The sequence below is a fragment of the Lascolabacillus sp. genome (assembly GCF_028696275.1).
Lineage (GTDB): Bacteria > Bacteroidota > Bacteroidia > Bacteroidales > Dysgonomonadaceae > Proteiniphilum > Proteiniphilum massiliensis.
Window position 1 is genome coordinate 1 of record NZ_JAQVHI010000014.1, and the last position, 12,576, is coordinate 12,576.

General features: G+C 35.9%; 12 protein-coding genes and 1 pseudogene. 11 read left to right on the top strand and 2 right to left on the bottom strand.

From position 1 onward, the window contains the following. From PHO43_RS05225 to panB, 3 genes and pseudogenes are all read left to right on the top strand, one after another. A pseudogene (locus tag PHO43_RS05225) lies at positions 1-482 on the top strand (hypothetical protein); the annotation flags it as partial. A 21-nt stretch (positions 483-503) separates the two neighbouring features. After that, positions 504-2,063, top strand: coding sequence for an OmpP1/FadL family transporter (locus PHO43_RS05230; protein WP_288008969.1), 1,560 nt, complete (start codon positions 504-506; stop codon positions 2,061-2,063). Positions 2,064-2,186: 123 nt separating this feature from the next. Further along, entirely contained in the window at positions 2,187-3,020 is an 834-nt protein-coding gene (gene panB / locus PHO43_RS05235; RefSeq protein ID WP_288008971.1) for a 3-methyl-2-oxobutanoate hydroxymethyltransferase, read from the top strand. A gap of 68 nt (positions 3,021-3,088) precedes the next feature. Here panB and PHO43_RS05240 read toward each other — a convergent pair whose 3' ends face one another. Then, positions 3,089-3,541 (bottom strand): type I restriction enzyme HsdR N-terminal domain-containing protein, encoded by a 453-nt coding sequence (locus tag PHO43_RS05240; RefSeq protein ID WP_288008972.1) that lies wholly within the window; start codon positions 3,539-3,541, stop codon positions 3,089-3,091. A gap of 53 nt (positions 3,542-3,594) precedes the next feature. Between PHO43_RS05240 and PHO43_RS05245 the strand changes: the two genes are divergently transcribed. Both PHO43_RS05245 and holA read left to right on the top strand, forming a co-directional pair. Continuing rightward, on the top strand, positions 3,595-4,371 hold the full coding sequence (locus tag PHO43_RS05245; protein ID WP_045089571.1) for an AMP nucleosidase: 777 nt from the start codon (positions 3,595-3,597) through the stop codon (positions 4,369-4,371). Positions 4,372-4,439: 68 nt separating this feature from the next. Beyond that, positions 4,440-5,471 carry a DNA polymerase III subunit delta gene (holA, locus tag PHO43_RS05250; protein ID WP_288011530.1) on the top strand — a complete coding sequence of 344 codons (1,032 nt, stop codon included), beginning with the start codon at positions 4,440-4,442 and terminating at the stop codon, positions 5,469-5,471. Here holA and PHO43_RS05255 read toward each other — a convergent pair whose 3' ends face one another. Beyond that, positions 5,472-5,963 (bottom strand): glutathione peroxidase, encoded by a 492-nt coding sequence (locus tag PHO43_RS05255; protein WP_045090880.1) that lies wholly within the window; start codon positions 5,961-5,963, stop codon positions 5,472-5,474. 861 nt (positions 5,964-6,824) lie between these two features. Here PHO43_RS05255 and PHO43_RS05260 point away from each other — a divergent pair. The 6 genes from PHO43_RS05260 (at position 6,825) to asnA (ending at position 12,565) form a co-directional block, all read left to right on the top strand. Next, positions 6,825-7,274, top strand: coding sequence for a helix-turn-helix domain-containing protein (locus PHO43_RS05260; protein WP_074010706.1), 450 nt, complete (start codon positions 6,825-6,827; stop codon positions 7,272-7,274). Between the two features lie 141 nt (positions 7,275-7,415). Then, positions 7,416-8,756 (top strand): APC family permease, encoded by a 1,341-nt coding sequence (locus tag PHO43_RS05265; protein ID WP_288011533.1) that lies wholly within the window; start codon positions 7,416-7,418, stop codon positions 8,754-8,756. Between the two features lie 120 nt (positions 8,757-8,876). Beyond that, a complete protein-coding gene (locus PHO43_RS05270; protein WP_045089567.1) occupies positions 8,877-9,410 on the top strand; it encodes an SAM-dependent methyltransferase in 534 nt (177 codons plus the stop codon). 296 nt (positions 9,411-9,706) lie between these two features. Next, entirely contained in the window at positions 9,707-10,480 is a 774-nt protein-coding gene (locus PHO43_RS05275) for a dihydroorotate dehydrogenase electron transfer subunit (RefSeq protein ID WP_045089566.1), read from the top strand. Continuing rightward, positions 10,468-11,379 (top strand): dihydroorotate dehydrogenase, encoded by a 912-nt coding sequence (locus tag PHO43_RS05280; protein ID WP_288011535.1) that lies wholly within the window; start codon positions 10,468-10,470, stop codon positions 11,377-11,379. The genes PHO43_RS05275 and PHO43_RS05280 overlap by 13 nt, the downstream gene beginning before the upstream one ends. Before the next feature lie 148 nt (positions 11,380-11,527). After that, positions 11,528-12,565 carry an aspartate--ammonia ligase gene (gene asnA, locus PHO43_RS05285; RefSeq protein ID WP_045090879.1) on the top strand — a complete coding sequence of 346 codons (1,038 nt, stop codon included), beginning with the start codon at positions 11,528-11,530 and terminating at the stop codon, positions 12,563-12,565. Positions 12,566-12,576: the final 11 nt, after the last annotated feature.

Genomic DNA, 12,576 nt, shown 5'->3' on the forward strand with positions numbered 1-12,576 from the left:
CAAGCAGAACCGCAACACGCTCAGCTCTATCTGGAGGAAGTACAGCTTCAAGCACTCGTTCAGCTGTATCAGGCAGAAGTTCTACCAACACTACAAGAACTAGAATTATTGACAGCTCAGGCAGAGCAATTGATTCAAGAACAGGACGTGTAGTTGATCGTACTGCAACATCTACTAGATCAAGTTCTGTAAACAGAGCAACTCAGCCTACTCGCTCGGGCAGCAGCACAACATATCAGAGAAGTTCTACAACCTCTCCAACAAGAAATAGTTCTACTTACCAAAGGAGCAGTAATACTACTCCGAATAGAAGCACCTACTCAACTCCACAAAGGAGTTCAAGCACAAATAGAAGTTCTACAATCTCCACTCCAAGCAGAAGTTCTTCAAGCAGTGGATCATTTGGTGGTAGCAGTAGTAGAAGTTCAAGTGGTAGCTCAAGCAGTAGCAGCAGTAGTCGCTCAAGTGGTGGAAGAAGATAATTTCAATATAATATTATAAATATGAAAAAAATCACGTACATATTGGCTTCTATGCTTATATTGTCTCTACCATTGTCTGCACAAGGTGAAGTTGATGCATTGAGATTTTCCAGAGAAGATCTTTATGGAACTGCCAGATCTATGGCTATGGGTGGAGCTTTTGGGGCATTAGGAGGTGATCTTACCGGCGTTAATATTAACCCAGCCGGAATAGCTGTATACAGAAGTTCAGAAGTTGTCGGAACAGTTAACTTATCAATTGAAGGCTCTTCTGTAGGTAATTATGATGCAAAAAAGAGTAATTTCAATATGGATAACCTTGGTTTTGTAGGTTACTTTCCATTGAGAAATGATATTATGCCTCATATTAACTTCGGATTTTCTTATAATAAACTTAAATCATTTAATAAAAATGTTGATGCTGTAGGAGTACCGGGTAATTCTATGCTCGATTATATAGCTGACAGGAGTACGGGCATAAATCCAACAAATTTATATATGGGAGATGATTTGCCAGATCCTTTCGAATCACAGCCTTGGTTAACTGTGTTGGGTTATAACTCATGGTTAATTGATGATCATCAGGATGCACAGGGTTACTATTATACTCCGTTAAATACCCCAGGTGCAATAGGAAACGAGATTAAAACACGTGAGAGTGGATATATCGATAATTATGATTTTACAGTAGGAACGACAATAAATAATGTATTGAATCTTGGACTTTCGCTTTCTATTAAAGATATAACTTATCGTCTGACATCTGACTTCTGGGAAGATTATACAGATGGTTCTTATAGGTTGACTAACTGGCTGACAACTGATGGTGCAGGTGTTAGTGCCAAGATTGGAGCTATTTACAGACCAGTTAATCAATTACGATTTGGAATCTCATATCATACGCCTACATATTATGCAATGACAGAAACTTATGAGGCTGAATTAGAGGATAATATGGGTGCATATGTTTCTGACCCCAATTACGAAAAGGGTACAACCAACTCAAGACGATTTTCTAATGATTATGATCTTAGAACTCCGGGAAAGATTGTAGCAAGTGCTGCAGCTGTCTTAGGGAATAGATTCATACTTAGTGTTGATTATGAGATGGTTGACTATAGTAAGATGAAGTTGATGATACCTTCAAATTCAATGGATGATGAAGACTGGTATGAGGTTGATAACGGTTATATATCAACTGATTTCAAGAATGCATCTACCGTAAAAGTTGGTACAGAGTATCGTTTTACACCTAAGTTCTACGGCAGATTAGGTTATGCCTGGATTCAAAATCCATACGAAACAGAGTTTAAAGAGAGTGGGGATGCCTTTATTCCAAATTCTAACACTGTATACAGGATGGAGGGTGATGCTAACTATTTCACAGGAGGAATCGGTTATAGATTCAACCAGAGTTTCTTTCTTGATTTTGCTTTAGTATACAAGACTCAAACGGATGACTTGTATCCATTCCCAAATCTATATACAGATAACAGAACTGAGCTTGTGATCGACGCAAATCCATTTGAATTGAAAAACAATTCATTCAGAGGTTTGATTACTCTTGGGTATAAGTTTTAAGTAATAAATTGAATATATCATAAGTTAGCCGGGATTAGTTCCCGGCTTTCTTTTTATCTTATTTCGACAAAAAGGATTAACTTTGCATATCAAATTTAATTAAGTCAAAAATTTTTATAAGAAATGTCTCAGCAAAAGGGGTACCTCTCGAATGAAAATAGAAAGAAAGTAACTACTCACCGACTTCTTGAAATGAAGCAAAATGGTGAAAAAATTTCCATGCTTACTGCATATGACTACTCAATGGCTTCAATAATTGATAAAGCCGGGATGGATGTAATATTAGTGGGTGATTCTGCTTCTAACGTAATGGTGGGGAATGCAACTACTCTGCCAATGACTGTTGATCAGATGATACATCACGGAAAATCTGTTACAAACGGAGTAGAAAAAGCTATGGTGGTTGTAGATATGCCTTTCGGCAGTTATCATGCAAGTACGCAGGAAGCTGTTACAAATGCTGTAAGGATAATGCGTGAGACAGGAGCTGACTGCCTTAAACTTGAGGGTGGAGTAGAGATAATCGATTCTGTAAGAGCTATTTTGGCTACTGGTATTCCCATTATGGGACATTTAGGACTAATGCCTCAATCTATTAATAAATATGGTTCATATGCTCTTAGAGCGAAAGATAGTGCAGAGGCTGATAAACTTATTAGCGATGCTAAACTGCTCGAAGAGACCGGATGTTGTAGTGTTGTTTTAGAGAAAATACCGACAGAATTGGCAAAAAAAGTAACCGAAGAATTAAATATACCAACCATAGGTATAGGTGCAGGTCCTTTCGTTGATGGTCAGGTTTTAGTTATGCATGATATGCTTGGTCTGAATAAAGGATTCTCACCTAAATTTCTTAGACGTTATGCTAACTTGTATGACGTTATAATTGAAGCTGTACAGAGTTATATCGAAGATGTTAAATCTTCAGATTTCCCATCAGTTGACGAAAGTTATTGAAATACGGTTGAATAGTGGTTTATATTCAATTGAACAACGATTGAAATATTTATTCAATTCATAGGAAATTATCGCAGACTTTGATATTCAGGTATATCTGTAAGGTATTCGAATGATTGATCTTCATAATTCATTCTGCAGCAGTAGTGTGAAATACCATTGGATACTACAATATAAGGAACTTTCAGAACTGTGTTATATCTTACTACCTGATCAAATACATTTTGTGTGATTTGTACTTTTGACTCTTTGTACTCGATTATCATTAAAGGCTCTAACTGATTATTATATACTACAGTATCGCATCTGCGTGTTAGAGAATTGAGCTTTATCCCTGCTTCATTAGCCATTAAAGAAGCAGGATAATTTTTATAATTAATCAGATAGTTGATAAAATGCTGACGCACCCATTCTTCAGGGGTAAGAGCAATATACTTACGACGCAATGGATCAAATATTTCTAATCCGTTACTGTTTTTTCTTATTTTTGCTTCGTATGTTGGTAAGTTTAATGAGTACATATTGTATCTTTGCTTCAAATGGGATTTGCGGAAGACAAAAATAGACTTTTTTTATGAGAACAAAACAGGAAATTGTGGAGAATTGGCTACCAAGATATACGAGTAGACCATTGAAAGATTTTACAAAATATATCCTGCTTACCAATTTTCAAAAATATGTGGAAATATTTGCTGAACATTTTAATGTTCCAATAGTAGGTGCTAATGCTAATATGCCAAATGCTTCGGCAGAAGGTATAACTATTATCAATTTTGGTATGGGTAGTGCTAATGCTGCCACGATAATGGATTTGTTAAGTGCAGTTGCACCTACTGCAGTACTGTTTCTGGGCAAATGTGGCGGACTTAAAGCAAGCAGTGAACTTGGTGATTATATATTACCAATTGCTGGAATCAGAGGTGAGGGTACATCAAATGACTATTTCCCTCCCGAGGTTCCATCTCTTCCGGCATTTAGCCTTATGCGTGCGGTATCTTCAAATATTAGAGACTTTGGCAGAGATTACTGGACTGGTACAGTTTATACAACCAACAGGCGTGTATGGGAATATGATGATGAGTTTAAAAGCTATCTGAGACAAATCAGGGTTTTAGCTGTGGATATGGAGACAGCTACTCTATTTACATGTGGTTTTGCAAATCATATTTCAACCGGAGCTCTGCTTCTTGTATCAGATCAACCCCTGATTTCCAGTGGTGTTAAAACAGAGGAGAGTGATAAACTAGTTACAGAAAAGTTTGTGGAAGAGCATGTTAAGATTGGTATAAAGTCTCTTTCATCTATAATTCATAACAGTTCCACTATTAAACATCTAAGGTTTGATTGGTGATTAATCAGCCCTTATAAAGATCATTTTTTCATATTATTAATCCATACATAATTATACTAAATATATAAATGGCAGCTCCATCATCAAAGAATAGTTACGAAGCAATTAAAAATGATATAGTTAACCGGCGTTTTAAACCCATATATCTTTTTATGGGTGATGAGTCATATTTTATTGATGAACTGACTGATCTGCTGTCTGATACCGTGCTTACTGAGTCTGAAAAGGACTTCAATATGCAGATATTTTATGGTGTGGATTCTGATGTTAACGAGATAATTGCTTCAGCCCGACGCTTCCCGATGATGGCTGAATATCAGCTTATTATCATTAAAGAGGCACAAAATCTGGATAAGTTTGAGTTGCTCGAAGTCTACGCTAATAATCCAATGCCAACAACAATTTTGGTTATCAGTTATAAGCATGGAACCGTAGATAAGCGTAAGGCAATAATAAAAAAAATAGACAAGGTAGGAGTAGTGTTTGAGTCTAAAAAATTATATGACAACCAAATACCGGGCTTTATTACCACTTATCTTAAAACAAGAGATATAGGCATAGATGGTAAGTCGGCTCAAATGCTTTCTGACTTTGTAGGAAATGATATTAGTAAGCTCATACCGCAGCTCCAAAAACTTGAGGTATCACTGCCTCCGGAGTCTACACACAGACGAATTACTGCCGAAATGATCGAGAGGAATGTAGGCATAAGCAAGGATTACAATAATTTCGAGCTGGTGAAGGCGGTCGCCAAGAAAGATATAGCATCGGCAAGCAGGATAGTTGACTATTTCAGTAAAAATCCAAAGGAAAACCCAATTATGGCCACTGTTGCAGTGCTATTCAATTATTTCAGTAATTTACTTGAATGCTTTTGGTTACCAAAGAAAGATGAAGTCTCTGTTATGGCAGCATTAAACATAAGATCCTCATTTTTCGCACGTGATTATATGGATGGGATTAGAAATTATAATGCGACAAAGGTAATGAATATCATCTCTGAGCTAAGAACTGTTGATGCTGCTTCTAAGGGTATAGATAACATTTCAGCAACTCATGGTGAGCTGCTGAAAGTACTTATTTATAAGATAATGCATTGATTATCCTCCGGTAATCCACTTAATGATTTTCTCACTCATTGGGCTTTCTTTAGGTTGCACAACATCAACAAGATTACCCTCTTCATCAATCATAAACTTCTGAAAGTTCCAGGTTACTTCCTGATCAATCTTACCATTTTCAGATTTATGTGTAAGCCAATTATACACCGGAGCCTGGTCTTTACCTTTAACGCTTATTTTATCCATCATTGGAAAAGTTACTCCATAATTTAAAGTGCAAAACTCCTTAATCTGAGCATTCGTGCCAGGCTCTTGTCCGGCAAAATTATTCGCAGGAAAACCTATTACAGTAAAGTTTCTATCTTTATACTTATCATATAGTGCCTGCAAATCTTCATACTGAGGAGTGAGTCCACATTTTGAAGCTACATTCACTACTAATACCTTCTTTCCTTTCAAAGAGGCAAGGTCGAATTCTTTACCATCAATATCCTTTACAGTGAAATCATGAAATGTTTGTGTTGTTTGCATATTACTGTTTTTACTATTATTCTGATTCTGCTTGTTTTGCCCTACGCATTGTAGAGCTACGAAAGTAAGTAACAGCACAAGCCAAGGTCTTATAGAAAGTTTCATATGAATAATATATTAAATGTTTTAGTTTTAGTTGCTTGACTATGATTAAACAGTATAAACTTAAATCTGTTCATTATTTAAGCCAGGAAATTATTTTTTTTGATCTATGGCCAGGAAATGAAGTTAACGGTCTGGAAGGTCAAGTAAACAATATTAATTCAACGATTGTATTTTAATTGATATGTAAATAATCCCGCGTTTAATATTTCTATATCCATATAAAATTGTTTAAATAATTTACATTTATAATTTACATTTGCTTAAAAAGTATAGTAACATATGTATACTTGACATAAGTTACAAATGTTTTAGCTAGTGGAATTTATGTTTGTGTAGAGTCAATACAATTATATATTTATCGTTTTAACATACTGTTGCAGGATTGTTTTATGATGCAAATAATACTAAATATCAGTGATATATAGATGTAATGTAGATTAAAGGATCATATTTGTAACCTAAACAGATCATACCTCTGTTTATTAAGTTAAAATAACCACATTTTATATGATTAAATATCTATATATCAGTTCAATATAATTTAAATAGCAACTTTTAGTTTAATCTATTTTATATAGTAATTTGACTTGATTCAGCACTATTATTACAAATGTATCCACAAAGGTCACCAAATGTAATTTACAAATATATACATCAATGGTTTTCATTTGTAAATAAAGTTTTTTACATTTGTGACTCAACATTTGTTGTAAATAGTAGGCTAATGTATCGGGTTAATTTAATTGAGTATTCAACATGAAAGATCGAATTAGACTTATAATGGAAAAAGAGAACCTTACTCCGGCTAAATTTGCCGACATGTTAGGTATTAACAGAGCTGTTATCTCTCATATATTAAATGGCAGAAACAACCCTAGTCTCGACGTAGTAACTAAAATTCTGGGAGATTTAGATTACATTAATCCTGAATGGCTAATTAATGGTACAGGCAACATGTATAAAAATGGAATAGATCCTGAATCAATTCGTAAAGAGCCCGATTTATTCAATCAGCGTGAAATATTTCCGGGTGAAAGTAAGAGAAGCGCAGAAAATCACGAGGATACGAGCTTAAACAACCAGGAAGTCAGCACTCAACATACAGAAAATAAACAGGTTGCATCTGTTTCAAAGCCTGAAAAAAAAATTACTCAGATAATTATTTATTATAACGATAACACTTTCGAGAGATTTAATCCATACTAAATATATTTTCTTTCTTTATCATTTTTAAAAGAATAGTATAAAAACGTTAAACAATAAGAAATAAGAGAAATAGTTGGCTTTATATTTAATATCTTTGATTTTAGGGTCTTTACTTGAGTACCAATTAAAACTAAAATCATTATGTTTGATACCAATTCAGCCCCAAAGCCTACTTTAAGATTAATAGATGCTATTGTCCTTATTATTGGAATTGTTGTAGGAGCAGGCATTTTCAGAACCCCCTCTGTAGTAGCATCAAATTCCCCAGATGATTTTTGGTTTTTAATGGTTTGGGTTTTAGGAGGATTAATCTCCCTGATTGGAGCATTATGTTATTCCGAATTAAGCAGTACATTTCCAAATGCCGGAGGAGATTATCATTTTCTGAAGCTTGCATATGGTAAAGATTTCTCATTCCTGTTTGCATGGTCCAGAGCAACAATAACACAAACCGGTTCCATCGCAATTCTAGCCTATATAGCAGGTGATTATCTTACACAACTGTTTTCCCTTGGCATTTACTCCTCTACCTATTACTCCATTATCATTATTTTTATCCTTACACTATTCAATATTCTTGGAATTCAATTTGGAACAGGAGTACAAAAATTTCTTTTATCGTTACAGGTTATTGGCATACTGATTATTGTCTCCGCAGGTCTGTTTGGAACACCAGCAGAAACAATTGCTTTAAACGAACTGCAAACTCAATCAGCTATATCCCCAACAGCCTCAGTCAGTTTAGCATTGATATTCGTTTTACTTACATTTGGAGGATGGAATGAAGCTGCTTACATATCTTCCGAGTTAAAAACCGGAAGCAAGAATATGGCGCTTGTTCTGATCGTCAGCATAGTCATAATAACATCTATATATCTGCTCATTAATATGGCATTTCTACGAATTTTGGGCTTAGATGGCATCTCCTCTTCAGATGCAGTAGGTGTTGATATGATGAGAGCAACAATTGGCGAAAAAGGGGTTATTCTAATTGGCACGCTTGTAATATTTTCAGCCCTCTCTTCTATAAACACAACAATATTTACAGGAGCACGAGCTAACTATGCACTCGGCAAAGATTTCAAAACACTCTCATTCCTTGGGAAATGGAACGGTCAGAAGTCTGCTCCCATAAACTCTCTAATACTACAGGGAATAATATCAATTGCCCTGGTAATATTAGGCGCATTCACACGAAGAGGTTTTGAATCGATGGTAGACTTCACCGCACCCGTTTTCTGGTTTTTCTTTTTATTTACCGGAATGAGTCTTTTCATCCTAAGAAAGAAATATCCACACACAACAAGACCCTTTAAGGTTCCACTATATCCAATTACACCAGCCATTTTCATCATTTTTTGTGCCTACATGCTATATTCAAGTCTGACCTACACAGGCATAGGTTCATTAATTGGTGTTGCAATTCTGCTTTCCGGCTGGATTTTCTCTCTATTCTTCAGAATAAGAAAACAAAAAAACTAACATCATACAGAACATATTAGATCAAACATCTGTTTATCAAATATATCAATAAAATCAGCTTAACTACTATCAAGTAAAATATAAAGTATATAACCCCTTATAACTCTAAAATAAAAAAGTATGAAGCTAATCAATTACCTGTTTATTTCTTTTTTAGTATTGGGTGGTATGCAGTTAAATGCACAACAGCTCGTATTGGATGTTCCCTATGTACCAACACCCCAGGAAGTAGTAGACGGCATGCTGGAGCTTGCTGATGTAAAAAAGGGAGAAGTTGTTTATGATTTAGGTTGTGGAGATGGCCGCATAGTTATAACTGCCGCTAAAAAATTTGGTGCAACCGGTATAGGTGTTGATCTAAATCCCGAAAGGATTGAAGAAGCAAATGCCAATGCAGTTGAAGCAAAAGTAACAGATAAGGTAACATTCCACGAAGGAGATCTGTTTAACTTCGATTTTAGCAAAGCAGATGTTTTAACTCTCTATCTGCTCCCTGACGTAAATCTCAAACTGAAGCCCAAGATTCTGGCAGAAATGAAACCCGGAAGCCGTGTTGTTTCTCACGCTTTCAATATGGGTGACTGGGAGCCGGATAAGAGCATAACCATTGATGGCAGAAATGTTTATCTATGGATCATCCCTGAAAAGAAATAGATAAACTTACAAATATTCCATATCATTCAGGTGATTAAATCTTACCTGCTTCTTACCTGGTTCTTACCAGCTCCTTAAATAACTTATACAATCATGAGGATGTTCAGGAGTTGGTAGGAACTTTTCAGTTACTAAGATCATACTTTGTATGTACTTTCTTTATAACTATTTACGGTTAGATTAGTACTCGGTTCGGACATGATTTGTAACTAACTAATACTATTTACTAAACATTCTCAACATTGCTGAATTAAAAATTAAGATGTACTTTTGTGATGAATAATATATAATTTACGATGAAGGTACTCGATTTTATTGTCTGCTCCAATGAACCACTAAACGACCAAAATCATCTGATAAAAGTTGTTCCGGCTAACAATGAGCCAATGCCGGAGATGTTTCCGGGTCAGTTTGTGCAGATCCTTGTCAAAAACTCACCAAATGTATTCCTGAGAAGACCAGTTTCAATAAACAATGTCGATTTAGCTAATAACGAGTTGTGGTTATTGGTTAAACGAGTTGGAGAAGGTACGGAAAAAATTTGCAAGTCATCTACTGGTGATATAATGAACCTTATATTTCCTTTGGGTAATTCATTCACAATTCCGGAAGAAAAATGCACTACACTGCTTATAGGAGGAGGAGTTGGTACTGCTCCAATGCTTTTTCTTGGTAAAAAACTTTCAGAAAAGGGTTACAATGTCAATTTCCTTTTGGGTGGACGAACTGCATCGGATATTTTGCAGATAACTGATTTTGAGAAATATGGGAATGTTTACTGTACAACCGAAGATGGTTCATTTGGTGAAATAGGGTTTGTTACCGATCACACTATATTACAAAACAATAAATTTGATTTTATATATACATGCGGACCCAAACCAATGATGGTAGCCGTAGCAAAATATGCCGTCAGCAAAGGAATTGAGTGCGAAGCTTCATTAGAAAACCTCATGGCCTGTGGCTTTGGAGCCTGTCTCTGCTGTATAGAAAAAACAGTTAGAGGCAACATTTGCACATGCACAGAAGGTCCCGTTTTCAATATAAAAGAATTAACATGGCTGGATTAGAAGTACAAATAGGTGATCTGAAATTCAAAAATCCGGTGACAACAGCATCGGGTACATTTGGATATGGAACAGAGTACAAAGATTTTATTGATTTAGGAGCTCTGGGAGGGATTTTTGTTAAAGGCACAACACTTGAACCACGACAGGGTAATGATTATCCCAGAATGGCTGAAACGCCTTCAGGAATGCTAAATGCGGTTGGCCTTCAAAACAAGGGTGTCGACTACTTCATAAACCATCTTTATCCTGAAATTAAAGATTATGACACTAATATCATCGTAAATGTTTCAGGTTCTACAATTGAAGATTATGTAACCACTGCGGAAAAACTTGCAGATCTGGATAAAATGCCTGCAATTGAGTTAAACATTTCATGCCCAAATGTAAAAGAGGGAGGAATGTCTTTTGGGGTCTCATGTGAGTCAGCTGCAAAGGTTACCCGTGCAGTTCGAGACGTATTTCCCAAAACCTTGATTGTTAAGTTATCTCCTAATGTAACCAGTATAAGTGAAATTGCCCTGGCTGTTGAAGGTGCAGGAGCTGATTCTGTTTCGCTTGTGAATACTTTTCTTGGAATGGCTATTGATATTGAGAGCAAAAAGCCAAAACTGTCAACAATAACCGGAGGTTTATCAGGACCATGCATTAGACCAATAGCAGTGAGAATGGTTTGGGAAGTATATAATGCTGTAAAGATCCCTATTATTGGAATGGGTGGTATTAGCAACTGGCAGGATGCAATTGAGTTTATATTAGCAGGATCAACAGCAATTCAGGTAGGTACATACAATTTTATAGATCCAACAGCATCAGTAAAAATAATAGAAGGTATAGAAGAATATCTTGACAGACATCGAATTACATCAGTTGCAGACCTTGTTGGTCAAATGCGCATATAAAACTTCAAACTTTGTTATAAGTGATTCAATATTAACTAAAATACTATCAAATTGTATTATTGTTTAGTGATCTGTTTGACAAAATGAAAATATATTGTATCTTTGTTCATCAAATCAGACATTTTTCAACAATATGACAATACAGGCTATGCCAAATTTGCACATCCCAATTGACTATGCTCCGATTCTTAATCTAAAGCAGACCGAACTGGGCATAAAGAATATAAAAGATTTTTTTCAGGTAAACCTCTCCTCAGAATTAAGGTTGCGTCGTGTAACTGCTCCTCTTTTTGTAGAAAGTGGAACTGGTATAAACGATGATCTTAATGGAATTGAACGTCCTGTTCGCTTTCCCATTAAAGATATGGATGATAAAAGTGCAGAAATCGTTCATTCACTTGCTAAGTGGAAAAGGCTAACATTAGCCGACTATGAAATAGAGGAAGGTTTTGGGATTTATACGGATATGAACGCAATCCGTGCGGATGAAGAACTTGATAATATCCACTCACTTTATGTTGATCAGTGGGACTGGGAGCTTGTAATTGGTGAAAAAGACAGAAATATTGCATACCTGAAGCAGGTTGTCAGAAGGATATACGCAGCAATGCTTCGCACTGAATATCTGGTTTATGAACTGTTCCCATCTATTACACCACAGCTACCTTCAGAAATAACCTTTATTCATTCAGAGGAGTTGCTTCAAAAGTATCCCAAATTGAATGAAAAAGAGCGTGAAGATGCCATTACAAAGGAGTATGGTGCTGTATTTATTATAGGTATTGGAGCACCACTTTCAAACGGAAAGCCACATGATGGACGTGCTGCTGATTATGATGACTGGAGCACAATTAACGATGATGGTTATAAAGGTTTAAATGGTGATCTTCTTGTTTGGAATCCTGTTTTAAAGAAAGCTGTTGAACTTTCTTCCATGGGTATCAGGGTAAATGCTGAATCGCTTGAGAGACAGCTGAAATCACTTGGACAGGAAAACCGACTTTCACTCTACTTCCATAAACGATTGATGAACAATGAACTTCCATTGTCGATAGGAGGTGGTATTGGTCAGTCACGTTTATGTATGTATTACCTTCGCAAGGCACATATAGGTGAAATACAGTCAAGTATTTGGCCTCAGGAAATGAAAGAAGAGGCACGTAAAAGAGGCGTGTTCCTGATATAGAATCATTTTTG